At 72.6% G+C, this 21908-nt stretch carries 25 protein-coding genes; 16 read left to right on the top strand and 9 right to left on the bottom strand.

Annotated features, from left to right (window positions below):
* Window positions 1-45 precede the first annotated feature (45 nt).
* Complete coding sequence (gene tuf / locus ACIRGB_RS31900) at window positions 46-1239, top strand: elongation factor Tu (RefSeq protein ID WP_053135585.1); 1194 nt, start codon at window positions 46-48, stop codon at window positions 1237-1239.
* Window positions 1240-1340: 101 nt separating this feature from the next.
* Here the strand turns inward: tuf and ACIRGB_RS31895 are convergent, their stop codons facing one another.
* Together ACIRGB_RS31895 and ACIRGB_RS31890 are read right to left on the bottom strand one after the other, a co-directional pair.
* Window positions 1341-3824: an FtsX-like permease family protein gene (locus ACIRGB_RS31895; RefSeq protein ID WP_403872564.1), complete on the bottom strand. Its 2484-nt coding sequence runs from the start codon at window positions 3822-3824 to the stop codon at window positions 1341-1343.
* Between the two features lie 313 nt (window positions 3825-4137).
* Entirely contained in the window at window positions 4138-4959 is an 822-nt protein-coding gene (locus ACIRGB_RS31890; protein WP_403872302.1) for an ABC transporter ATP-binding protein, read from the bottom strand.
* 208 nt (window positions 4960-5167) lie between these two features.
* On the opposite strand from ACIRGB_RS31890, the gene ACIRGB_RS31885 reads away from it, so the two are divergent.
* From ACIRGB_RS31885 to ACIRGB_RS31875, 3 genes are all read left to right on the top strand, one after another.
* Window positions 5168-6499 carry a sensor domain-containing protein gene (locus ACIRGB_RS31885; RefSeq protein ID WP_403872300.1) on the top strand — a complete coding sequence of 444 codons (1332 nt, stop codon included), beginning with the start codon at window positions 5168-5170 and terminating at the stop codon, window positions 6497-6499.
* Window positions 6472-7131 (top strand): response regulator transcription factor, encoded by a 660-nt coding sequence (locus ACIRGB_RS31880; protein WP_356364017.1) that lies wholly within the window; start codon window positions 6472-6474, stop codon window positions 7129-7131. The genes ACIRGB_RS31885 and ACIRGB_RS31880 overlap by 28 nt, the downstream gene beginning before the upstream one ends.
* Before the next feature lie 109 nt (window positions 7132-7240).
* Window positions 7241-8383 carry a hypothetical protein gene (locus ACIRGB_RS31875; protein ID WP_403872298.1) on the top strand — a complete coding sequence of 381 codons (1143 nt, stop codon included), beginning with the start codon at window positions 7241-7243 and terminating at the stop codon, window positions 8381-8383.
* Window positions 8384-8467: 84 nt separating this feature from the next.
* Here the strand turns inward: ACIRGB_RS31875 and ACIRGB_RS31870 are convergent, their stop codons facing one another.
* The 3 genes from ACIRGB_RS31870 to ACIRGB_RS31860 form a co-directional block, all read right to left on the bottom strand.
* Complete coding sequence (locus ACIRGB_RS31870) at window positions 8468-9835, bottom strand: alpha-lytic protease prodomain-containing protein (RefSeq protein WP_403872296.1); 1368 nt, start codon at window positions 9833-9835, stop codon at window positions 8468-8470.
* Window positions 9836-9985: 150 nt separating this feature from the next.
* Window positions 9986-10933, bottom strand: coding sequence for a LysR substrate-binding domain-containing protein (locus tag ACIRGB_RS31865; protein ID WP_403872294.1), 948 nt, complete (start codon window positions 10931-10933; stop codon window positions 9986-9988).
* Window positions 10934-10997: 64 nt separating this feature from the next.
* The gene (locus ACIRGB_RS31860) at window positions 10998-11963 is read right to left on the bottom strand and encodes a helix-turn-helix transcriptional regulator (protein WP_403872292.1); all 966 of its coding nucleotides are present in this window, start codon (window positions 11961-11963) and stop codon (window positions 10998-11000) included.
* Between the two features lie 74 nt (window positions 11964-12037).
* Between ACIRGB_RS31860 and ACIRGB_RS31855 the strand changes: the two genes are divergently transcribed.
* Window positions 12038-12430, top strand: a complete 393-nt coding sequence (locus tag ACIRGB_RS31855; RefSeq protein ID WP_403872290.1) for a VOC family protein — start codon at window positions 12038-12040, stop codon at window positions 12428-12430.
* Between the two features lie 252 nt (window positions 12431-12682).
* Here the strand turns inward: ACIRGB_RS31855 and ACIRGB_RS31850 are convergent, their stop codons facing one another.
* Window positions 12683-13114: an ATP-binding protein gene (locus ACIRGB_RS31850; protein ID WP_403872288.1), complete on the bottom strand. Its 432-nt coding sequence runs from the start codon at window positions 13112-13114 to the stop codon at window positions 12683-12685.
* A 158-nt stretch (window positions 13115-13272) separates the two neighbouring features.
* On the opposite strand from ACIRGB_RS31850, the gene ACIRGB_RS31845 reads away from it, so the two are divergent.
* Window positions 13273-14121 (top strand): helix-turn-helix domain-containing protein, encoded by an 849-nt coding sequence (locus tag ACIRGB_RS31845; RefSeq protein WP_403872286.1) that lies wholly within the window; start codon window positions 13273-13275, stop codon window positions 14119-14121.
* Complete coding sequence (locus tag ACIRGB_RS31840; RefSeq protein WP_403872284.1) at window positions 14118-14315, top strand: DUF397 domain-containing protein; 198 nt, start codon at window positions 14118-14120, stop codon at window positions 14313-14315. Before ACIRGB_RS31845 ends, ACIRGB_RS31840 begins: the two co-directional genes overlap by 4 nt.
* On the opposite strand, the gene ACIRGB_RS31835 is transcribed toward ACIRGB_RS31840, so the two are convergent.
* Window positions 14266-15165, bottom strand: a complete 900-nt coding sequence (locus tag ACIRGB_RS31835; RefSeq protein WP_356364039.1) for a helix-turn-helix transcriptional regulator — start codon at window positions 15163-15165, stop codon at window positions 14266-14268. The genes ACIRGB_RS31840 and ACIRGB_RS31835 overlap by 50 nt on opposite strands.
* 77 nt (window positions 15166-15242) lie before the next feature.
* On the opposite strand from ACIRGB_RS31835, the gene ACIRGB_RS31830 reads away from it, so the two are divergent.
* The 4 genes from ACIRGB_RS31830 (at window position 15243) to ACIRGB_RS31815 (ending at window position 18231) form a co-directional block, all read left to right on the top strand.
* Window positions 15243-16001, top strand: coding sequence for an SDR family oxidoreductase (locus ACIRGB_RS31830; protein ID WP_403872282.1), 759 nt, complete (start codon window positions 15243-15245; stop codon window positions 15999-16001).
* 1 nt (window position 16002) lies between these two features.
* Complete coding sequence (locus ACIRGB_RS31825) at window positions 16003-16212, top strand: 4-oxalocrotonate tautomerase family protein (RefSeq protein WP_123625775.1); 210 nt, start codon at window positions 16003-16005, stop codon at window positions 16210-16212.
* A gap of 170 nt (window positions 16213-16382) precedes the next feature.
* Window positions 16383-17744: an NADP-specific glutamate dehydrogenase gene (gene gdhA, locus ACIRGB_RS31820; protein ID WP_403872280.1), complete on the top strand. Its 1362-nt coding sequence runs from the start codon at window positions 16383-16385 to the stop codon at window positions 17742-17744.
* Window positions 17745-18027: 283 nt separating this feature from the next.
* The gene (locus tag ACIRGB_RS31815) at window positions 18028-18231 is read left to right on the top strand and encodes a cold-shock protein (protein WP_003974279.1); all 204 of its coding nucleotides are present in this window, start codon (window positions 18028-18030) and stop codon (window positions 18229-18231) included.
* 143 nt (window positions 18232-18374) lie between these two features.
* Here ACIRGB_RS31815 and ACIRGB_RS31810 read toward each other — a convergent pair whose 3' ends face one another.
* Both ACIRGB_RS31810 and ACIRGB_RS31805 read right to left on the bottom strand, forming a co-directional pair.
* Window positions 18375-18734, bottom strand: coding sequence for a hypothetical protein (locus ACIRGB_RS31810; protein WP_403872278.1), 360 nt, complete (start codon window positions 18732-18734; stop codon window positions 18375-18377).
* 49 nt (window positions 18735-18783) lie between these two features.
* Entirely contained in the window at window positions 18784-19140 is a 357-nt protein-coding gene (locus ACIRGB_RS31805; protein WP_403872276.1) for a MerR family transcriptional regulator, read from the bottom strand.
* A 538-nt stretch (window positions 19141-19678) separates the two neighbouring features.
* Between ACIRGB_RS31805 and ACIRGB_RS31800 the strand changes: the two genes are divergently transcribed.
* The 5 genes from ACIRGB_RS31800 to ACIRGB_RS31780 all read left to right on the top strand — a co-directional run bounded on the left by ACIRGB_RS31800 (window position 19679) and on the right by ACIRGB_RS31780 (window position 21715).
* Window positions 19679-20326 carry a hypothetical protein gene (locus ACIRGB_RS31800; protein ID WP_403872274.1) on the top strand — a complete coding sequence of 216 codons (648 nt, stop codon included), beginning with the start codon at window positions 19679-19681 and terminating at the stop codon, window positions 20324-20326.
* Window positions 20327-20342: 16 nt separating this feature from the next.
* On the top strand, window positions 20343-20480 hold the full coding sequence (locus ACIRGB_RS31795) for a hypothetical protein (RefSeq protein WP_403872272.1): 138 nt from the start codon (window positions 20343-20345) through the stop codon (window positions 20478-20480).
* Window positions 20477-20917 (top strand): SMI1/KNR4 family protein, encoded by a 441-nt coding sequence (locus ACIRGB_RS31790; protein ID WP_403872270.1) that lies wholly within the window; start codon window positions 20477-20479, stop codon window positions 20915-20917. Before ACIRGB_RS31795 ends, ACIRGB_RS31790 begins: the two co-directional genes overlap by 4 nt.
* Window positions 20918-20934: 17 nt before the next feature.
* Window positions 20935-21402: a hypothetical protein gene (locus tag ACIRGB_RS31785; protein ID WP_403872268.1), complete on the top strand. Its 468-nt coding sequence runs from the start codon at window positions 20935-20937 to the stop codon at window positions 21400-21402.
* Between the two features lie 103 nt (window positions 21403-21505).
* The gene (locus tag ACIRGB_RS31780; protein WP_403872266.1) at window positions 21506-21715 is read left to right on the top strand and encodes a hypothetical protein; all 210 of its coding nucleotides are present in this window, start codon (window positions 21506-21508) and stop codon (window positions 21713-21715) included.
* Window positions 21716-21908 lie beyond the last annotated feature (193 nt).

Here is a 21908-nt window from a genome sequence, read left to right as displayed (position 1 = left end):
CGCCGATGAGTAAGGCGTACAGAACCACTCCACAGGAGGACCCCAGTGGCGAAGGCGAAGTTCGAGCGGACTAAGCCGCACGTCAACATCGGCACCATCGGTCACATCGACCACGGTAAGACGACCCTCACGGCCGCCATTACCAAGGTGCTGCACGACGCGTACCCGGACCTGAACGAGGCCTCGGCCTTCGACCAGATCGACAAGGCTCCCGAGGAGCGCCAGCGCGGTATCACCATCTCCATCGCGCACGTCGAGTACCAGACGGAGACCCGTCACTACGCCCACGTCGACTGCCCCGGTCACGCGGACTACATCAAGAACATGATCACGGGTGCGGCGCAGATGGACGGCGCCATCCTCGTGGTCGCCGCCACCGACGGCCCGATGCCGCAGACCAAGGAGCACGTGCTCCTGGCCCGCCAGGTCGGCGTTCCGTACATCGTCGTCGCCCTGAACAAGGCCGACATGGTGGACGACGAGGAGATCCTGGAGCTCGTCGAGCTCGAGGTGCGTGAGCTCCTCTCCGAGTACGAGTTCCCGGGCGACGAGCTGCCGGTCGTCAAGGTCTCCGCTCTGAAGGCCCTCGAGGGCGACAAGGAGTGGGGCAACTCGGTCCTCGAGCTCATGAAGGCCGTGGACGAGTCCATCCCGGAGCCCGAGCGCGACGTCGACAAGCCGTTCCTGATGCCGATCGAGGACGTCTTCACCATCACCGGTCGCGGTACGGTCGTCACCGGCCGCATCGAGCGTGGTGTCCTCAAGGTCAACGAGACCGTCGACATCATCGGCATCAAGACCGAGAAGACCACCACCACGGTCACCGGCATCGAGATGTTCCGCAAGCTCCTCGACGAGGGCCAGGCCGGTGAGAACGTCGGTCTGCTCCTCCGTGGCATCAAGCGCGAGGACGTGGAGCGCGGCCAGGTCATCATCAAGCCCGGTTCGGTCACCCCGCACACCGAGTTCGAGGCCCAGGCCTACATCCTGTCGAAGGACGAGGGTGGCCGTCACACCCCCTTCTTCAACAACTACCGTCCGCAGTTCTACTTCCGTACGACGGACGTGACCGGCGTCGTGACCCTCCCCGAGGGCACCGAGATGGTCATGCCGGGTGACAACACCGAGATGAAGGTGGAGCTCATCCAGCCCGTCGCCATGGAAGAGGGCCTGAAGTTCGCCATCCGCGAGGGTGGCCGGACCGTGGGCGCCGGCCAGGTCACCAAGATCAACAAGTAAGCTCCGCTTGCTTGTCGGTCGCCCCGACCTGACATGGGCTGATGCCTGAAAGGGCCCGTACGACTTCGGTCGTACGGGCCCTTTCGCCATTTCACCGGTCTTCACTCCCGGATGCCGGCGGCCTCCACCGCCCGGCGGCGCAGGGCCAGGCCCGCCGGGACCACCGAGGCGACGACCGCGAGCACCGCGCAGGCACCCGCGACCGTGCCGACGGCCGCCCACGGCACCACCGGCGCGGCGGGGACCGAGAGCAGGCCCAGCGCCGCCCCCGTCCCGGCCAGGTCGAGCCCGGCGACGACCAGCCCGAGGAGGGCACCGGCCGCGGCGACCGTCAGCGACTCGACGGCGACCAGCCGCAGCACCTGCCGGTCGGTGGCCCCGGCGAGCCGCAGCATGGCCAGCTCGCGGACCCGGTCGGACGTCGCCATCAGCAGGGTGTTGACCACGGAGATCCCGGTGTAGAGCAGGGCGATGCCGAGGACCAGGAGCAGGCCCGTCCGCGTCGCGCCCCCGGGCCCGGGGGAGGCCGCCGCGGCCCACTCGTCCCCGCTCGCCACCCGTCCGCCGGACGCCGCCACCGCCTCGCGCAGCCCGGCGGCCACCGCGTCGGCGTCGGCGCCGTCGGCGAGGGCCACGTCCACCCGGTCGACGGGGGCGCCGGCGGCGTTGGCCGCGGTGACGTAGACGCCGTTGTCGCCGGTGCCGGTGCGCATCACCGCGGCGATGCGCAGCGTCTTCGCCGTGCCGTCCCCGAGCCGGACCCGCACGGTGCGGCCGACCGTGTGCTCCGCCCACTCCTCGTTCACGATGATCGAGTGGTCGTCCAGGCCGGTGACCCGCCCCCGCGCGAGGGGGAGCCGGGTGGTCGCGGCGAGGGCGCCGGGGTCGGCGACGGCGCGCGCGTCGGACCGGATCAGGGCCACGCCGTCCTCCAGCACGTATACCGCGCCGGACGCGCTCGGGGAGATCCGCGCCCCGGGCACCGCGCGCAGGCGCTGCACGGCCGCCGCGTCGAAGCCCGCTCCGGGCGGGGCGGTGGCCACGAAGGCTGCGGTGGTCCGCGCCCGGGCCTCGGCGGTCTTCGCCGCGTCCAGGGTCGCGACGGTGCCGAGCAGCGAGCCCGTGAGCGCGACCGTGACCAGCACGGGCGCCGCGAGGGCCGCGGTACGGCGGACCCCGGCCGCCGCGTTCTGGCGGACCAGCAGACCCGTGGCGCCCGGCAGGCGGGCCGGCAGCCAGGTCAGCAGCCGGGTCAGCGGGCGCACCACGACCGGTGCGAGCAGCGCCGCCGCGGCGATCAGCACCATCGGGCGCGTCACATAGGTCTTGCGGTGCAGCAGGTCGCCGGGGTCGTCCGCGAGGGCGAGGACGAGGGTCACCAGGGCGGTCAGCAGCAGCCCCAGCCCGCACAGCCACCGCCCCCGGGTCATCGCCCCGGCGTCCACCGACGCCTCCCGCAGCGCCTCGACCGGGGCGGTGCGCCCCGCCCGCCAGGACGCCGCGACCACGCCGCACAGGGCGACCAGCAGCCCGGTCCAGAAGGCCAGGTGGAAGGGCCAGGTGTGGTCGCCGAGGGTGAACCAGGCCGGGGCCAGCCCCTCGTCGGCCACCCGGCGCACCAGCGGCGGCGCACCGTACGCGCCGAGCACGCAGCCGGTGCCGGAGGCGAGGACGCCGACCAGCGCGGCCTCGGCGACCACCGTCCGGCGGAGCTGCCCCGGCGTCGCCCCCGCCGTGCGCAGCAGCCCGAACTCCCGGCGCCGCTGGGCGACCGCGAAGGCGAAGGTGGACGCCACGACGAACACCGACACGAAGGCGGTGACGCCGCCGGCCGTGCCGAACAGGGCGTTCAGGGCGGTCAGCGCCTCGGCGTCCCGGCCGGGGTCGGCGTCCGCGTACCGCCGCGCGTCCCCGGTGAGCACCCGCACGCCCGCGCTGCCGGGCACCGCGTCCCGTACGGCGTCCCGTACCGCCTCCCGTACGGCGGACGCCTCCGCGTCGACCGCCGACTGGACGCTGACCGGGGCGAGTGCGGCGGCCCGCGCGTCGGTGAAGAAGACGGCGTCCTCGAACCCGAGGCCGGGCACGGTCCCCACCACCCGCAGGGTGCCCCGGTCCGTGCGCACCCGCTCGCCCGGCGCGGCCCAGCCGCCGGTGACGACGACCTCGGCGGCGGTGCGGGGCGCGCGGCCCGCGTCGATCCGGTACGGGGCGAACGCGGCCGTGGACCAGGGGTGGCCCACCAGCTCACCGGGGCCGTGCCCGCCCCGGACGCGTACCGGGAAGGACCGGTCCTCGACGACGGTGCCGAGCCGCTCCAGCCGGGCCACGACGGCCTCGGGCACGGCACGCGGCCGGGCCAGCTCCTCCGTACGCTCCCCGGCGGGCGTCGCCACCCGCAGGGTGTCCTGCCCCCGCACCACCACCGGCGCGGCGGCGAACCGCTCCGGTGCCCGGTCGGGCGCGTCCAGCGAGGCGGCCAGCGCCAGCCCCGTGGCGGTCAGCAGCGCGACGCCGAGCGCCAACGCGACGAAACTCCCGACGAAGGAGACCCAACGGGTGCGCAGGGTGCACAGGGTGAGCATCAGCACGGGGTGGCCTCCGGCCGGGGTGAGGGGGTGGCGGCGCCGGCGGCGCCGACGTGCGGTGCGTCCGGTCGGCTGCCGGGGGGTGGGGAGGGGCGCGGTGGGTGTGGTGGTGGGGGCGCTGGTGCCGGTTCCCGGGCCGGTGTGGCGGTGGTGCGGGTGGGCCGGTGGGGGCGCGTGCCGGGCTGGGTGCGGGGCGGCACGGGGTGGCCTCCGGCCGGGGCGGGGTGCGGTGGCGTCGGTGGTGCCGGGTCCGGGTCCGGGGCCGGGGTGATGGCGGTACGGGTGAGGGTGGCCCGGTGTGGGGTGTTGCTCAGCACGGGGTGGCCTCCAGGCGGGTCATGCGGGCGGCGATGGCCTCTGCTCCGGAGCCGGTCAGTTCGTCGTGGACGCGGCCGTCGGCGAGGAACAGCACGCGGTCGGCGCGGGCGGCGGCCACCGGGTCGTGGGTGACCATGACGACCGTCTGGCCGTCGACGTCGACCATGCCGCGCAGCAGGGTCAGCACCTCGCGGCCGGTGTGGGAGTCCAGCGCCCCCGTCGGCTCGTCGGCGAACAGCACCTCGGGGCGGGTGACCAACGCGCGGGCCAGGGCGACGCGTTGCTGCTGGCCGCCGGACAGCTCGGTGGGCCGGTGCCGGGCGCGGTCGGCGAGACCCACCCGGCCCAGCACCTCACGCACCCGGCCACGGGGCGGGCGGCGGCCGGACAGCCGCAGGGGGAGCGCGACGTTCTGCTCGGCGGTCAGCGACGGCAGCAGGTTGAACGCCTGGAAGACGAAGCCGACGCGGTCCCGGCGCAGCAGCGTCAGCCGCCGTTCGCTCAGCCCGGTCAGCTCCGTGCCGCCGAGGAGGACCGAGCCCGAGGTGGGCCGGTCGAGACCCGCCGCGCACTGGAGGAAGGTCGACTTGCCCGAGCCGGAGGGGCCCATCACCGCGGTGAACGTGCCCCGGGCGAAGGCGGCGGAGACGGCGTCGAGGGCCGTCACCGCGCCGTCGCCCGCCCCGTACCGCCGGGTGACGGAACGCAGCCGGACCGCGTCGTCGGTGCCGCCTGTGCCGTGGATGCCGCCGGTGCAGTGGATGCCGCCTGTGCCGCGGATGTCGTCGATGTGGTTCATGTCGAGGTGGTTCATGTGTCCCCGTTCGTCGGGCGCCGGAAGGGCGCCGAGGGGCGCCGGGTGGCGGATGGGCCGATCACTCGCTGACCGGCACCACGAAACCGCCCGCGACCGCCCCGGCGCAGTGCGGCAGGGGCGAGAACGGAGGTAGGGCGGGCCATACCCCCCGGACGCCCACTGGACCGATGGCCGCGCCGCCCGCTCGGGTCCTACGGTGATCCGCATGCATCCCGGCCCCGCTCCCCGCCCTCCCGGCCCCCGCACCGTCTGGCAGGCCCTGTCCGCCCGCGGTTACCTGCTCTCGGCCTGGCCCTGGCGTGCCGTCGCCTACCTGGTGACGGGGGCGGTGGCCGGTGCCGTGGTCCTGGTGGGGACCGTGACCGCCCTCGCCGTCGCGGGCGTACTCTCCGTGGTCCTGGTGGGCCTGCCGCTGCTGGTGCTCACCGCCCTGCTCGGCATCCCCGTGGCCCGCCTGGAACGGCACCGGCTGCGCCTGATCGACCGGGCCCCGGCCCCCACCCGGCCCGTACGGCAGCCGCCCGCCACCGGCCCCTGGCCCTGGCTGATCACCCGCCTGCGCGAGCGGGCGACCTGGCGGGAGCTGGGCCACGCGCTGCTGTTCGCCCTGCTGCTCTGGCCGCTGGACGCCCTGGTCGTCGCGTTCGCCCTGGCGGCGCCCCTCCATCTCGCCGCCACCCCGCTGCTGATGGCCACGTCCGGCGGGGGAGAGGAGGCGAAGGTCCTCAAGCAGTGGACGGTCACCACCTGGCCGGCCGCGTCCGGCGTCGCGGTGCTCGGGCTGCTGCTCCTCGCCCTCGGCGGCTACGCGCTGGGCCTCGCGGCGGGCGCGCGGGCCGAGCTGGCCCGCGTGCTCGTGGGCGCGGCGCGCGGGGGCGACCCGGAGGCCAGGGTCGTCGAACTCACCCGCTCCCGGGTGCGGTTGGTGGACGCCTTCGAGGCCGAGCGGCGCCGGATCGAACGCGACCTGCACGACGGCGCCCAGCAGCGCCTGGTCGCCCTGACCATGGCCCTCGGTCTGGCCCGCCTGGACGCCCCGCCGGGACCGCTGGCCGACCAGCTCGCCAAGGCGCACGGCGAGGCGGGCAAGGCCCTGGCGGAACTGCGCGAACTCATCCACGGCATCCACCCCAAGGTCCTCGCCGACTACGGCCTGCCGGCGGCCGTCGCCGACGCCGCCGACCGCTCCGCCGTCCCCGTCGACGTCGCCCTGGAACTGCCCGGACGGCTGCCCCAGGCGGTCGAGGCCGCCGCCTACTTCGTGGTCTGCGAGGCCCTCGCCAACATCGGCAGACACAGCGGCGCCGCCCGCGCGGAGGTGACCGGCGGCCACCGCGACGGACGGCTCGTGCTGCGGGTCCGCGACGACGGGCGCGGCGGGGCCGACGCCGCGGCGGGCAGCGGACTGACCGGACTCGCCGACCGGGTGTCGGTGCTGGATGGCAGACTCTCCCTGTCCAGCCCGCCGGGCGGACCGACCCTGCTGAGCGTGGAGATTCCTTGCGATCCGTGCGGCCCCCGCGATCCCTGCGCGTAGTACTGGCCGAGGACAGCGTGCTGCTGCGGGACGGCCTGACCGGCCTGCTCACCCGCTTCGGCCACGAGGTCGTGGCCGCCGTCGGCGACGCGGAGGCCCTCGTCGCGGCCGTGCGGGAGCACGTCCCGGACGTCGTCGTCACCGACGTCCGGATGCCGCCCGGCTTCCAGGACGAGGGCCTGCACGCGGCCGTACGGCTGCGCGAGGAGCGGCCCACCCTGCCCGTCCTGGTCCTCAGCCAGTACGTCCAACGGGCCTACGCGGCCGGGCTGCTGGACTCCGGCGACGGCACCGGCGTCGGCTACCTGCTCAAGGACCGCGTCGGCCAGGTCGAGGAGTTCGTCGACGCGCTGGCCGAGGTCGCGGACGGCGGCACGGTCGTCGACCCGGAGGTGGTACGCCAGTTGCTGCGCCGCCGCCGGGACCCGCTGGAGCGGCTCAGCCCGCGCGAGCGCGAGGTGCTCGCGCTGATCGCGGAGGGCAGGTCCAACGCGGCCATCGCCCGTGAACTCGTCGTCTCCGAGGCGGCCGTGGGCAAGCACATCGGCAGCATCCTCACCAAGCTCGACCTGCCCCCGGCGACCGAGACCCACCGCAGGGTGCTGGCGGTGCTGACGTATCTGCGTGCCTGACGCGGCACGACTGATCACCGGGAGCCCCGCCCCGGCCGCCCGCAGCCACTCGCCCATCGCCACCGTCACTGCCACCGCCACTCGCCACCGTCACCAGGAAAGTGAGCCCGTGAGTTCCGTCCCGCCCCCTCCCGACCGTTCCGGCGACGAACCGGCCCCCTCGATCTCCGACGAGCAGTGGGAGGCGTTCCTGCGCGAAGCCGCCGAAGGCGGTGCCGCCGCCGCGCCCAAGGAGCCGTCGGCGCGGGCGCGGATGGTGGCCCGGCGGTTGCGCGAGGAGGAGGAGCCGACGCCCTGGCGTGCCCCTCAACGCGCCCCGAAAGGCGACGGCCGCCCGCGTCGGCGTTTGATCGGCGCGGTCGTCGGCGTCCTGGTGCTGGCGGCGCTCGCGGTGGTCGCCGTACGGCCCTCCCTGCTCCTGGACCGGCTGCCCGGCGGGGACGACGCCTCCGCGGCGCCGACCATGGCGGCCGAGACGGCGCGACCGACCGGTGCTCCCGGCGAGCCCGCCGGGTCCGAACGGGCCACCCGCGCGCACCCGTTCCGCGGCTCGCCCGCCGAGCGGTGGGCCGAGGGCGCCGACGCCATCGCGGTGCCGCGGGCGAAGGCGCTGTCCGGCATGAGCGAGGACGACGTGGCGTTCGCGCTGCGCCGCACCAAGGACCTCCTGGTCGCCGCCAACCTGGACCCCGCCGTACTGCGCGGCGGACACCCGGACGAGGCGCTGGCCGTCCTCGACCCGAAGCAGCCGGAGCTGCTGCCGAAGCTGCGCCGCTCCCTGAGCAGCCCCGACGAGGACCACGACCCGCTCCGCCTCTTCACCCGCTTCGACCCGGCCGAGACCCGCCCGGCCGGTGACGTCGTCAAGGTCCGTGGCCGCATGACGCTCGCCGCCGGTGAACCGGGCGTGGTCAAGGTCAACGCGGACTACACCTTCGTCTACCCGCGGGTGCGGGCCCACGACGCGGACGGACCGGTCGCCCGCACCATCATCCGCCGCGTGCTCACCCTGACCCTGAACGACCCGGCCAGGTGGAACGTGACCGAGGGCAGGCTCCTGGTGGAGAAGTACTTCTCCGAGTACGGCAACACCGACTGCGACGTCTACGACGGCTTCCTGCACCCCGGCTTCCCCGACGACGACGGTCCCGGCGGCGCGCGGCCCACCGGCCCCCGGACCGACCCCTACGACCGCAGCCGCCCCGTCACCGGCTCCGGACCGGGAGACTGCGGCCAGGTCACCCGTACCTGAGGCGGACGTGACCGGGCCCGGGCGCTCTCCCTCACGCACGCCCGGACCCGTCCCCCGTTGTCCCCTGTGGGGGTCAGTGGGGTGTCACACCCGCTGCCAGAGCGCGGGAACGTTCGGCGGCTCCCAGCCCGGGTAGGCCTGGTGGCCCTGGAGGCAGCGGTACGTGGCGCCGCCGTAGGTCACGGTGTCGCCCGGCTGGTAGACGGTGCCCGCCGCCCAGGTGCCGCCGGGCTCGCCGGGCTCCTCGCCGCCGTCGCCGCCGGTCGTCTTCAGCGTGAGCCCGTAGTTCTGGAGCAGCGCGTTGATCGGCTGGAAGAAGGTCTCGCCGCCGGACCGGCAGTCGCCGGACCCGCCCGAGGTGACGCCCTGCGCCTGGCTGCCGGAGAGGTAGGAGCCGCCGGAGTCACCGGGCTCGGCGCACACCGTGGTCTTGGTGACCGGGGAGATGGTGCCCTCCGGGTAGGTGACGCTGGTGTTCTGCTGCGTGATGGTGCCGCAGTGCCAGCCGGTCGTCGAGCCGGAACGGCACACGGAGGCGCCCACCGGAGCCACCGTGGACCCGGTGACCTGGACGTTCTGCCCACCGGCGCCGAGGACGTACGGGGTCGCCGTCCAGCTGGAGTTGGTGGCCACCCACGCCATGTCGCGGCCCGGGAAGATGGAACCCTGGAAGGTGCCCTGGGCCACCCGGTTGGCGCCCGTCGTACCGGCGCCGGCCCGGCCGCAGTGCCCCGCGGTGGCGAAGCCCTGCTGGGTGCCCCTGGTGACGGGGAAGCCGATCGAGCAGCGGCTGCTGTTGTTGATGTAGTACGCCTCGCCGCCGCGCAGGTCGTAGAAGGTGCGGGGCCGCTCGGTGCGGGACTCGACCCGGGCGAGGGACCGGTCGGCACCGGCCGCCGCCAGCAGCGCACGCGCCGCGGCCGGACGTATCGCCTCGACGACGACGGTGTTGGCGCGGGTGTCGACGTACCAGACGGGCGCGTCGGCGGTGTTCCGACCGGCCGCCGCCGCGTCCAGGCGGGCCTTGGCCGCGTCCAGGTCGGCGAGCGAGTGGCGTACGACCTTCGCCTCGGCGCCGCGCGCCTCGATCGCGGCGACGTCGCCCGCGTCGGTCGTCGCCACGGTCAGCGTGCCGGACTCGGCACCGTCCACCCACGCGCCCGCGAAGTCGCCGCCGAGCGCGGCCCGCAGCCGGCCCGCCGTGGCACCCGCCTCGGCCTCGTTGGCGAGGCGGTGCCGCGCCTGCCGACGGTCGAGGCCGAGGTCCCGCTGCATGGCCTGGAGGAGAGCCGGGGGCGCGGCGTCGGTGCGCAGGGTCTCGGCGGCGGTGGGGGCGGAGTCGGCGGGTGCCGTCCCGGCGCTCGCGGAGCCGCTGAGCCCGGCCACGAGCAGGGCCGCGGTCGCGGCGACGGCGGCACCCACGGCTCTGCGGTGTCGGTGTCGGTGGGGCATGGGGGGTCTCCTCGGTCTCGGTGGGGAGGTGCCGAAACCGTAGGGAGGGCCGACCGGCCGGCATAAGAGGTCAGTCGTCCCTCTCCCCGGTGTTATGGAACCCGGCGTTACGGAGCCCGTGATACGGAACTCGTGTCGCGGAGACCGGTGTTACGGAACCCGGTGGGCCGACATCCACTCCGTGTAGCTGTCGCTGTTCGCCGCCACGCCCGCGTGCGCCATGCGCGCCTGCGAGAGCACCGCCGCGGCGGTGTCCTGCCGCTGCGTCGCCGCGTGCCAGCCGAGCAGGTGCCGCCAGGTCAGCGGGGTGCCGGTCAGCGGCCGGGTGACGATCTGGGGCGTGGTCGGGAAGGTCGCCCGGCACAGCCCGACCGCCCGCCCCACCTGCACCAGGTGCACGAGGGACGCGGTGTCCGTCTCGTACATGCGGCGCGGGGTGAAGCCCGCGCGGGCGCACGAGGCGGTGAAACAGTCGCCGAAGCAGCCGTCGCCGGGTACGCAGGACCACTCCTCGTCGGCCAGCTCGGTCAGGTCCACCTCCGTGCGGCGGGCGAGCGGGTGGTCCTCGGACACCATGACGAACACCGGGTCTACGGCGACCTCCCGCCACACCAGACCCTCCCCGGGCGGCGGCGACGCGGTGCCGCAGGTACCGGCCAGCGCGAAGTCCAGCCGCCCCTCGGCGAGCTGCCCGGCCAGCTCCCGCTCGGACCAGGAGGTGCAGGTCGTCATCCGGGCGTCGGGCGCCACACCGGCCAGCCGGTCGAGCAGGGCGCCCAGTAAGGGCCCGTGGGTGCCGCCGATCCGCAGCCGCTCGGTCGTGCGCGGGGCGCGGGCGAACCGGGCCGCCTCCTGTTGCAGCTCGGTCACCGCGGGCAACACGATCCGGCTCCGCTCCAGCACCAGTTCGCCCAGCGCGGTGGCCCGCACCCCGTGCCGGCCGCGCACGAACAGCGCACCGCCCAGGGCTCGTTCGATCCGCTTGAGCTGTGCGCTCAACGCGGGCTGCGCGAGGCCGAGAGCCGTCGCCGCCCTGGTGAGGCTGCCGGCGTCGGCGATGGCCCGGACCGTCCTGAGATGCCGCAACTCCAGCTCCATGAGGGGAGCTTGCGACGCGGGGAGGACGGGGGCAAGGGGTTGGTACGGACCTGTGGAGGAAACTTCAAGTACCCGCGTCGTCGTTCGCGGCGAGCAGTTCCCGGGTCCGGCGCAGCAGCGCTTCCCGTACGGAGTCCGGCGCCAGGACGCGCAACGGAGTGGCGAGGCTGAACAGATACCTGGCCAGTCCCTCCACGCTCGATCCGCCGACCTCGACGACCGTGGCGTCCGGCCCGTCGGCCCGGTGCAGCCCGACCGTCGCGGGAATGGACCGCAGCGCCTGCTCCATGGGCACCGGCAGGCGGACGGTGGCCAGCACCGCGTACGGCCCGGTTGCGCTCGCGCGGGACACGAGCAGCGCCGGATCGGGCAGCGGTTCGCTGAACTCGACGGGCCGCCCGGTCGGCTGCACCCGCTCGACCCGGTCCGCCCGGAACGTCCGCCACTCGCCCCGCTCGACATCCCGTGCCACGAAGTACCAACGCCGCCCGGTGTGCACGAGCCGGTAGGGGTCGACGTCCCGCACACTGGCCCGCCCTCCCCAGTCCCGGTACGCCATCCGGGCCCGCTCGCCCCGCCGGCACGCGGCCGCCAGCTCCAGCAGCATCCCCGCCGCGACCTGCGGTTCCCCGGCCCTCGGCGTCTGCACGAACGCGGCGTCCATGTCCCCGAGCCGGTCGCCCAGCCGCTTGGGCAGCACCTGCCGCAGCTTCAGCAGCGCCGACAACGCCGCCTGGTCCCCGCCGAGCGCCCCGCTCAGCGCGGCCTCGCGCAGCCCCACGGCCACGGCGAGGGCCTCCTCGTCGTCCAGGATCAACGGCGGCGTACGCGTCCCCGGCCGCAGCCGGTACCCGCCCCACGGCCCCGGATCGGAGTCGACGGCGTACCCCAGCTCCCGCAGCCGCGCCACGTCCCGCCGCACGGTCCGCTCGGTGACCTCCATCCGCTCGGCCAGCTCGCCGCAGGTCCAGGCGGGACGGACGGCGAGCAGGGAGACCAGCCGCAGCAGCCGGGCGGAAGTACTGAGCACGGTCCCGAAGTCTTCCACGCATCCGCCGCCGACCAGGACCGAACCTGTCCTGGTCACGTCCTACGGTCTCTCCCATGACGACACCGCAGAACTCCCCGGCGCCGACGTTCCGCTACTCGGCCGTCACCTTCGACTGCTCCGACCCCGCCGCGCTGGCCCGCTTCTGGGGCGAGGCCCTGGGCCTCTCCGTCGCCTTCCACACCGACGACTTCTACCTCCTCGGCGGCAAGGACGGCGCGCCCGGCCTCGGCTTCTGTCGCCTGCCCGACTACCGCCCGCCCACCTGGCCGGGCACCGACCAGGAGAAGCAGGCCCACCTCGACGTCGGCGCCGAGGACCTGGACGCGGGGGAGGCCCGCCTGCTCGCCCTGGGCGCCACGAAGCCCGACTTCCAGCCGTCCCCGGACCGCTGGCGGGTCCTCCTGGACCCGGCGGGACACCCGTTCTGCGTGTCGACGGTGGCGTGAGGGCGGGAGGGCTACTCGCCCCTCCGCTCAGAAGCCCAGGACGTAGAGCGCTTCCGCCGCTCTGACCAGTTCGTCGGGCGTCGGGCGATCTCGATGTCCCTCGCCCAGGCCAGGACCCAGCTGCGCACCGGGCTGAGGGCGCCCGGGGTCTGCTCGAGGCGGGGAATCAGCTCGTGTCCGTGGTCGGGGGAGACGGTGCGGCCGGACTCGGTGCGGTGGCGCTCGCGGCGCTCTTGGCAGGGCACCGGAACCTCAGAACGTGGGTCCCGGTGGCGTGCAGCGCAGCTCCGCCCAGACCGTCTTGCGCGGGAAGCGCCCCTCCGTCACTCCCCAGCGGCTCGCCAGCGCCTCCACCAGCAGCAGGCCCCGCCCGGATTCCGCCTCGGGGGAGGGCTGTTGAGGCTGGGGGAGTTCTTCACCCCGGGTGTCGGTCACCTCGATACGGAGGGTGTCGCCGACGACGTAGAGGGTGAGCCGGAAATCGCGACCCGGGACGCGTCCGTGGGCGCTCGCGTTGTTGGCCAGCTCGGCGACGAGGAGGCGTGCCGGGTCCAGAGGCAGACCCCAGGCGCGGAGTTGCTCGGTCGCGAGCAGACGGGCGAGACGGGCACCGCGGGGCGTGGGGGACAACTGCACGCTGAAGTTGCGGACGGACATCGGGAGTTCGGCGGATTTCTGATTCACGTCACTCAGCGTGGCGGCGTGTGCGTACCGTGAAAAGTGACTCAGCGGGTACGTGCCGTGACTGTCCGGTGGTTGTCCATCGCTGTCGGGGCTGTCGGTACGTGCCGTACGGGTAGGGCGCTGGGGGCAACACGGCGAGCACGACGAAGGGGAGCGGGATGACGGTCGAGACGGACGAGTCGGGGTGGGAGGTCGACCCCGACGACGAGTGGGGCGTCGCGGTCATCACCACGGTGGGACGGCAGTTGAAGCTTCGCCGCGAGGCCGCGGGGATGCGCGCCGGCGAGTTCGGAGTGGCGGTCGGGTACGGGGAGGACCTGGTCTACAAGGTCGAGGGCGGCCGGCGGATTCCCCGGCAGGAGTATCTGGACAGGGCCGACGAGGTACTGGGGGCCGGTGGGCTCATCTCGGCGGCGTGGGAGGACGTGAAGAAGGTCCGGTACCCGAAGAAGGTGCGGGAGCTGGGGAAGCTGGAGGCGAACGCGGTCGAGATCGGCATCTACGAGTGCAACAGCGTCCACGGGCTGTTGCAGACACCGGAGCATGCCCGCGCGCTGATGGAAGCGGCCCAGCCGCCGTACTCCGCGGACGACGTACAGCGGATGGTGGCTGCCCGCATGGCTCGGCAGTCGGTCTTCGAACGCGATCCGGCGCCGTCGATCCACTTCGTCCTGGAAGAGGCACCGTTGCGACGGCCGGTTGGCGGCACAATGGTGAGGCAGCAGCAGCTCGAACGCCTGTTGGAGGTGGGATCGTTGAACCACGTCTCACTTCAGGTGATGCCGACGAACACTGAAGCCCACCCGGGTGTGGACGGCAAGATCGAGCTGCTGAAGTTCCCGGACGGTACGGCAGTGGGGCGCAGCGACGGTGCGTTCAACGGTCGGCCGACGGCTGAGCCCAGGGAGCTGCGCATCCTTGAGCTGCGGTATGGCACCATCCGGGCGCAGGCTCTCCCACCGAGAGAGTCACGTGCCTTCATCGAAAAACTGCTGGGAGAAACATGATCCGCGAGACCGAACTGGTCTGGTTCAAGAGCAGCTACAGCAGCGGTACGGACGGCAACTCCTGCGTCGAGCTGGCCGTCACCCCCGGCACCGTCCACGTCCGCGACTCCAAGACCACCGATGCCGACGGCCCCCGCCTGGCCCTCACCCCTGCCGCCTGGGCGAGCTTCCTGCCGTACGCGTCGCGGCGCTGACCTCCTGCGTTCCGACGACCGCCAACAACTCCAGCAACCCCGCGCTGTCGGTCCCGACGGCCGGGGTGAACCACAGGAGCCGCTGGCGGCCGTCCTCGCTGAACAGGTTGAGGCAGTTGACCTCGATCAGGCCGATCACCGGGTGGACGAGCCGTTTCCGGTCGTCGCGCCGGAAGGCCACCTCGTGGTCGGCCCACAGCGCGGCGAACTCGGGGGACACGCCGAGCAGCGTACGGATCATCGAGCCGGCTTCCGCGTCCTTCGCGTCCCGCCGGGCGGCGGCGGCCCGCAGGTCGGCGACGAAGGCGCGGGACTGGGTCTCGTGGTCGGCCTCCGGATACAGCAGCCGGGCCTCCGGCTCGGTGAACCACCGGTGCACGAAGCTGGCCCGGGGCCCCCGGTAACCGGACTGGTCCCCGAGCAGCGCCACCGCCAGCGGATTCTGTACGAGGGTGACGTGCAGGTCGGTGATCACCTGCGCCGGTGTGGACGTCATGCGCTCCAGCAGGTCCAGCATGCCGGGGTGCACGTGCGAGGCAGGCCCGCCCTGCACCGGCACCGGCCGGTCGGCGAGCCGGTACAGATAGTCCCGCTCGTCGGCGGACAGCCGCAGCGCACGCGCCAGTGCGGCGATCATCTGCTCGGACGGCTGGGACCCGGCGCCGCGCTCCAGCTCGTTGTAGTAGTCCACGGAGGCCCCGGCGAGCTGGGCGACCTCCTCGCGGCGCAGCCCCGGCACCCGGCGGCGCGGCCCGGCCGGGAGACCGACGTCGGCGGGGCGGATGCGCTCGCGCCGCGACCGCAGGAACGCCCCCAGCTCGGCGTACTTCACAGCGCTCATGCGGTCCATTCTGCGCCGGGCCGGGCCGCTGACCCAGGGGATGGCATCCCCTGGCTGCCGCGGCCGACCGGGCGCATCGTGGAGCCATGACCACGCACACGCATCAACAGACCGCCGCCGAACGGGTCGCCGTCGTCACCGGCGGGTCCCGCGGCATCGGCCGGGCGGTCTCCCAGAAGCTCGCCGAGGACGGCCTGGCCGTCGTCGTGAACTACGCCCGTGACGCCGCCGCAGCCGACGAGACGGTGGCGGCGATCACCGGGGCCGGCGGACGCGCCCTCGCCGTCCAGGCCGACGTGGCGGAGGAGAAGGAGGTCGCCGCCCTGTTCGACCGGGCGGAGGAGGAGTTCGGCGGCGTCGACCTGGTCGTGAACGCGGCCGGGCGGATGACCCTGTCGACGATCGCCGACCTGGACCTCGCGGCGCTCGACGCCATGCACCGCACCAACATCCGCGGCACCTTCGTCGTCGCCCAGCAGGCGGCGCGGCGGCTGCGTACCGGCGGCTCGTTCGTGGGCTTCTCGACGTCCGTCGTCGGCACGCAGTTCCCCACGTACGGCGGCTACGCGGCGAGCAAGGGCGCCGTGGAGGCCATGACGATGATCCTGGCGCGGGAGCTGCGCGGCCGGGACATCACCGTGAACACGGTCGCCCCCGGCCCGACGGCCACGGACCTGTTCCTCGACGGCAAGACGCCCGAGGAGATCGACCGGCTCGCGAAGACGCCGCCGCTGGAGCGGCTGGGCACCCCGGAGGACATCGCCGCCGTGGTCGCCTTCCTGGGCAGCCCCGCCGGGCACTGGGTGAACGGCCAGATCCTGCGCGCCAACGGAGGGATGATCTGACATGCCTTTCGCCCACTTCAAGGTCCCCGCGGGCACGCTCTCGCCGGAGGACAAGAGGAAGATCGTCGAACGCACCACCGACCTCTACGCCGAGATCTACGGGGAGCGCGCCCGGCCGACCACCGTCGTCCTCGTCGACGAGGTCCCGGACGGCGGCTGGGGCGTCGCGGGCAACGTCCTGACCGCCGCGATGCTGAACGGGGAGGGATAGCGTCACCCGGAGGCGTCACCCGGAGGTCTTCGTCTCACTCAGTGATCGGGTGCTGGCCACGGGGTTTACCCGCGCGTAACACTTGAGCGTCCCGCGCGCGGCAACGGCGCCGAGCGCCTCCCACCGGTCGCTGCCCGCGACCGGTGCCCGCCGTGCCAGAAAGGGCCCCTGTGACGACGACGCGAAGCGAGACGCAGACCACCCTCGACCAGCTCCGCACCGAGATCGAGCACCGCAATCCGGCCCAGCCGGAGTTCCACCAGGCCGTGCACGAGGTCCTGGAAACCCTCGCCCCGGTCGTCGCGGCCCGGCCCGAGTACGCCGAGCCGGGCCTCATCGAGCGGCTGGTCGAGCCGGAGCGCCAGGTGATGTTCCGGGTGCCGTGGCAGGACGACCAGGGCCGGGTCCGCGTCAACCGGGGCTTCCGCGTCGAGTTCAACAGCGCGCTGGGCCCGTACAAGGGCGGCCTGCGCTTCCACCCGTCGGTCAACCTGGGCGTCATCAAGTTCCTGGGCTTCGAGCAGATCTTCAAGAACGCCCTGACCGGCCTCGGAATCGGCGGTGGCAAAGGCGGCAGCGACTTCGACCCGCACGGGCGCAGCGACGCGGAGGTCATGCGGTTCTGCCAGTCCTTCATGACGGAGCTGTACCGGCACATCGGCGAGCACACGGACGTCCCGGCCGGTGACATCGGCGTCGGCGGCCGGGAGATCGGCTACCTCTTCGGCCAGTACCGCCGGATCACCAACCGCTGGGAGTCCGGCGTCCTCACCGGCAAGGGCCGGGGCTGGGGCGGCTCGCTGATCCGCCCGGAGGCGACGGGCTACGGCAACGTGCTCTTCGCGGCGGCGATGCTGCGCGAGCGCGGCGAGGACCTGGAGGGCCAGACCGCGGTCGTCTCGGGCTCCGGAAACGTGGCGATCTACACCATCGAGAAGCTGACCGCCCTCGGCGCCAACGCCGTCACCTGCTCGGACTCCTCCGGCTACGTCGTCGACGAGAAGGGCATCGACCTCGACCTGCTCAAGCAGATCAAGGAGGTCGAGCGCGGCCGCGTCGACGCGTACGCCCAGCGCCGGGGCAGCTCGGCCCGCTTCGTCCCCGGCGGCCGCGTCTGGGAGGTCCCGGCGGACCTCGCCCTGCCGTCGGCCACGCAGAACGAACTGGACGAGAACGACGCCGCCACCTTGATCCGCAACGGCGTCAAGGCGGTCTCCGAGGGCGCCAACATGCCGACCACCCCGGACGCCGTGCACCTGCTCCAGCAGGCCGGCGTCGCCTTCGGCCCCGGCAAGGCGGCCAACGCGGGCGGCGTCGCGGTCAGCGCCCTGGAGATGGCGCAGAACCACGCCCGTACGTCGTGGACGGCGGCGCGGGTCGAGGAGGAGCTGGCGGACATCATGACCAGCATCCACACGACCTGCCACGAGACCGCCGAGCGCTACGGCGCCCCCGGCGACTACGTCACCGGCGCGAACATCGCCGGCTTCGAGCGGGTGGCCGACGCGATGCTGGCACAGGGCGTCATCTGACGGAACTCGCCGCCCGCCAAGTAATTCCTGTGAAATGGGTGCCCTGAAATCTGTATCCGCCGTACGAGGGTTTTACGGAACGTGTGGACAGTTTCCTTGCGGCGGCGAACGGAGCGCAATTTCCGGGCCTACGCGGGGCTGTGCTGCGTGCTACTGTCGTTATCAGTTGCAGGTGTGGTTCCCGAATTTTGACACCGGTCTTTTTCCGGTCGGGGTGATCATCGCGGCGACTCGGCGTCCGTACAGTGCGGGCGCCGGTGCACTGCCCCGAAGGAGAAAAGACATGGCTACTGGCACCGTGAAGTGGTTCAACGCGGAAAAGGGTTTCGGCTTCATCGAGCAGGACGGTGGCGGCGCTGACGTGTTCGCCCACTACTCGAACATCGCCGCCCAGGGCTTCCGCGAGCTGCTCGAAGGCCAGAAGGTGAACTTCGACATCGCGCAGGGCCAGAAGGGCCCGACGGCCGAGAACATCGTCCTCGCCTGACGTCGGCGCGCCCGCGGGCGCGCACGCGCAGCTGGGGCCCGCATCCTTCGGGGTGCGGGCCCCAGCTGCGTTTCGGTATGTGCGGAATTCACGTACGCGGATTCCCGCGCACTGTTCGGCCCGTTCTGGGATTCCGGCGAGTTTCAGTGGTCGGAGTAGCTGAAGTCCCCCACGGTCCAGGCGCTGACGTCCTCGATCGCCACGCGGTACATCCCCCCGGTCTCGGGGATCCCCATCGTGCCCTGGAGGATGCGGGCGACATGGAAGTGCAGATGGGTGGGTGGTTCCTCCTTCTCCGCCGGAGCGGCGAAGGCGGCGGAGAAGACGCCCAGGTCCGCGGAGTCGGTCAGCACCTCCGACACCCGCTGCCGCCACACGGACTCGGGGGCCAGGCGGCCGGTGATCACAGCACCGTGGGTGACCACGGTCAAGGACATTCGACTGCTCTGCACGGACTCCACACGGGCGGCAATGTCAACGAGCAGCTCGTCAGGCTTCGACATGAGAACAGATTTTATCCGCAGGCCCGCCCGAGCGGGCGGGTCGGTGCCACTACCGGGCGGTACGGGCACTCCCCGGCTTGTCTCCGGACGCCCCGGCGCCACTGCTGCGCAGCTGCGCGTTGATGCGCTGAGCCTCTTCGAGCTGGTCCTCCAGGATGATGATGCGGCAGGCCGCCTCGATGGACGTTCCCTGATCGACCATCTCGCGGGCGCGAGCGGCGATGCGCAGCTGGTAGCGGGAGTAGCGGCGATGGCCCCCCTCCGAGCGCAGCGGCGTGATCAGCCGCGCCTCGCCGAGGGCTCGTAGGAAGGCGGGCGTGGTGCCCAGCATCTCGGCCGCCCGCCCCATGGTGTACGCGGGGTAGTCGTCGTCGTCGATGCGGTCGAGCGGTGTGTCTGCGGTCATCTGCACCTCTGTTTGCGGAACGCGCGTCGAGGGGCCTTGGTGCCGTACGGCACCAAGGCCCCGAGGGATTTGTAACACCATCTACCGGCCTACTGCACTGCCGGCCTTCTGTTGAGGGATCGCGGATGCGTGACCGTGGGACCACCTTCCGTTCCGGGGCCTGCGGTACCCGGTGAGAACGTTCTCGCCCGGGCGATCCTGATGGCGTCCTCCTCCTTCTCTCCTCGTGCCGTACATCTTGCTACTGCTGGGTGTTGCTGGTCCTGCTGGTCCTGCTGTGCTGCATGCGGGCAGTTCGTCTCTGCCACGCCTCACTGACTTCTTGGCTACGACAGAAGCCTAACCACAGCAGCGGCTGATTGTCTACAGCGGCCACGACAGGTTTTCATCCAAACAGGTGAACGGCTTTCTGTACCGAGGGTACGCGGGCCGTGCCGTCGGGGCCCCCGTGCCGGACATCACCGGCGTCCGGCCGCCGATCAGTGGGACGATGACGGGAACAGCCGATCGAGCGACACACGGGGAGGCCGGGCACACCATGGCCCGTTACACGGAGGCACTGACCGTCGAACGGGGCGGTTTTCGCATCAAGGTGCCGGAGTCCTGGTGGGAGTTCGACGTACGCCCGGAGTCCCGGGACGACTCGATCCGCCGCATGGTCGACGACCGCATCCGCCGGTACCCGGAACTGAAGCCCTCCCGGTCCGCGTACCTCACCTTCCTCCAGAAGGCGGCGTCCGACGCGTGGAAGTCGGGCGCGCTGTACTGCGGTTGCATGGCGGAGAGCTTCGGCGGCGACACCCCGATCACCGGCTCGGTCACGGTCTCCCTGATAGGCGGCCGCACGTCCTCCGGCGACCCCCTGCCCACCGACCCGGGCGCCATAGCCGCCCAACTCGCCGTCAAGGAGGCCCGCAAGCCCGGCGACTCCTGGCGCAAGGTCACCACCGTCGACATCCCCGGCGTCGGCCCCGCCGCCCGCACCCAGGGCGTGGAGGACATCCCGGTCCCGGGCGACGCCCTGAACCGCACGGTCCGCGCGGTGCTCATGCAGACGTACATCCCGGTCCCCGGCCAGGAGGGCAAGGTCGCCCTGGTCGCGGGCAGCAGCCAGGTCCTCGACCTCGCCGACTCCTTCTTCGACATCTTCGACGCCATCACGTCGACGTTCCGGTTCGTGGACTGAGGGGCACGGGGACCCGGTGACCGAGGAATCCGTCCTGGACCTGGATGAGGGAATGCCGGAGTACTTCCGCGACATGGCCGACGTACTCGCTGACCGCGGCGACCACCTGGTCCCTCCCACCCGGGACTCCCGCTTCTGGACCCTCCCGCGATGACACCGGCATGGCGCGAGCTGATCGGGACGTTCCCGTCGGCGCTGTCGCGCGGACCCGCGGAGCCACAGGTCCTGGCCCGGACCGAGCGACTACTGGAGCTCGCCCTCCCGACCGAACTCAACGCGCTCCTCCTGGAGAGCGACGGCCTGCTGGACGAGTACGGCACCGAGGTCGTCTGGCCGACGGAACGCATCCTCCGTGACAACCTTGCCTTCCGCAGTGACGATCAGTACCGGTCGCTGTACCTCCCCTTCGACTCCCTCCTCTTCTTCGGCGACAACGGCGGCGGCGACCAGTTCGCCTTCACCTGCCGGCCTCCTGGTGAGGGGGTGCTCGTCTGGGACCACGAGACGGACGAGCGGACCCTGGTGTCGCCGACCCTCGAATCCTTCGTTCGCAGCGCTCTGGCAAGTGACGGGGAGGACTGGTACCGGTAACGCCGGTGTCACTGACCATGTCGACGCACTGGAACTGGCAGACCGGCGAACGACTGCTGGCCCTGAACGACCCGGCGGAGTGGGACGCCGCATTCGAGCGCGGGGAGAGAAGCCTCGGCACGGCGGCCATCGGACTCGCCTTCAACTGCTCCCTGGAGGAGGCGTCACCCCGGATCGTCCGGGCGATGCAACTCCCGGACGTCGCCCAGCGAGGATTCGCCTTCACCGCGGCGGGAACGGCGGCTCGCCTCAACGGCGCGTTGACGCCCGAGCTGTACGCCGCCCTGCGGGCGGAAGGCCCCGGCCGCCGGAGCATCGCGGTGAACGCCATCGACGACACCCTGACCTTCGTACCGTTCCGACGACTGCCGACGTGGCTGAAGTGCTGGAGCGTGGTCTCAAGGGTCCGGAACAAGCTGGACGCGTGGCGGCTGAACTGCACTTACGCGGCGACCGACACCTGGAGGGCGGTGCGCAGACGATGAACCCGCGTCCTCCGCACCCACGCTCCGAACCCTGCGTAGTCTTCGCCCCACGAGCTGCCCCGGCATTTCGGACGGGCATCGCCCGCTTGGAAGGGGTGCCCTGGTGGACTGCCTGAGCGACCTGTGCGGAGCCGTCACGCGCGGCGTCGGGATCGTAGGCGTCATCCACGACGCGGACCTGCTCCTGGACGCGGACCACTTCCCCTTCTTCGTCTCGGTCCTCTGCCAGGGCGCGGACCGCGCCAACGCGTCCATCGACCTCGACGGCTTCCCCTACGACCGCCCCGCCCTCTCCACGTCACGGCGGCCCTGAACCCCGAGGTATGGCACTGACTGACTTCGGGCCGTGCCTGCCCGAACCGTCTTTCTTCGAACTGCTGCTCCTTGTAAGTTCACGTGTGCGTACGGGTGGTTGCTGATGCGACGCGTGAGTTGACGGGGGTTGCGGGGATGGTGGGCCACAGGCCGAGTGACTGGCATGTCCTGGACCTGGACAAGGACCCGAC

The organism is Streptomyces sp. NPDC102490 (assembly GCF_044765285.1).
Lineage (GTDB): Bacteria > Actinomycetota > Actinomycetes > Streptomycetales > Streptomycetaceae > Streptomyces.
Note: the sequence above shows the minus strand (reverse complement) of the source record. Positions and strands in the feature narration are given on the sequence as shown.

What these genes read in the sequence shown, in the direction of transcription:
- ACIRGB_RS31895 (WP_403872564.1), bottom strand. Translation starts at nt 3,824, where the DNA reads ATGCTCACCCTGTGCACCCTGCGCACCCGTTGGGTCTCCTTCGTCGGG.
- ACIRGB_RS31890 (WP_403872302.1), bottom strand. Translation starts at nt 4,959, where the DNA reads ATGAACCACCTCGACATGAACCACATCGACGACATCCGCGGCACAGGC.
- ACIRGB_RS31885 (WP_403872300.1), top strand. Translation starts at nt 5,168, where the DNA reads ATGCATCCCGGCCCCGCTCCCCGCCCTCCCGGCCCCCGCACCGTCTGG.
- ACIRGB_RS31870 (WP_403872296.1), bottom strand. Translation starts at nt 9,835, where the DNA reads ATGCCCCACCGACACCGACACCGCAGAGCCGTGGGTGCCGCCGTCGCC.
- ACIRGB_RS31865 (WP_403872294.1), bottom strand. Translation starts at nt 10,933, where the DNA reads ATGGAGCTGGAGTTGCGGCATCTCAGGACGGTCCGGGCCATCGCCGAC.
- ACIRGB_RS31855 (WP_403872290.1), top strand. Translation starts at nt 12,038, where the DNA reads ATGACGACACCGCAGAACTCCCCGGCGCCGACGTTCCGCTACTCGGCC.
- ACIRGB_RS31845 (WP_403872286.1), top strand. Translation starts at nt 13,273, where the DNA reads ATGACGGTCGAGACGGACGAGTCGGGGTGGGAGGTCGACCCCGACGAC.
- ACIRGB_RS31840 (WP_403872284.1), top strand. Translation starts at nt 14,118, where the DNA reads ATGATCCGCGAGACCGAACTGGTCTGGTTCAAGAGCAGCTACAGCAGC.
- ACIRGB_RS31835 (WP_356364039.1), bottom strand. Translation starts at nt 15,165, where the DNA reads ATGGACCGCATGAGCGCTGTGAAGTACGCCGAGCTGGGGGCGTTCCTG.
- ACIRGB_RS31830 (WP_403872282.1), top strand. Translation starts at nt 15,243, where the DNA reads ATGACCACGCACACGCATCAACAGACCGCCGCCGAACGGGTCGCCGTC.
- ACIRGB_RS31825 (WP_123625775.1), top strand. Translation starts at nt 16,003, where the DNA reads ATGCCTTTCGCCCACTTCAAGGTCCCCGCGGGCACGCTCTCGCCGGAG.
- ACIRGB_RS31815 (WP_003974279.1), top strand. Translation starts at nt 18,028, where the DNA reads ATGGCTACTGGCACCGTGAAGTGGTTCAACGCGGAAAAGGGTTTCGGC.
- ACIRGB_RS31810 (WP_403872278.1), bottom strand. Translation starts at nt 18,734, where the DNA reads ATGTCGAAGCCTGACGAGCTGCTCGTTGACATTGCCGCCCGTGTGGAG.
- ACIRGB_RS31805 (WP_403872276.1), bottom strand. Translation starts at nt 19,140, where the DNA reads ATGACCGCAGACACACCGCTCGACCGCATCGACGACGACGACTACCCC.
- ACIRGB_RS31800 (WP_403872274.1), top strand. Translation starts at nt 19,679, where the DNA reads ATGGCCCGTTACACGGAGGCACTGACCGTCGAACGGGGCGGTTTTCGC.
- ACIRGB_RS31790 (WP_403872270.1), top strand. Translation starts at nt 20,477, where the DNA reads ATGACACCGGCATGGCGCGAGCTGATCGGGACGTTCCCGTCGGCGCTG.
- ACIRGB_RS31785 (WP_403872268.1), top strand. Translation starts at nt 20,935, where the DNA reads ATGTCGACGCACTGGAACTGGCAGACCGGCGAACGACTGCTGGCCCTG.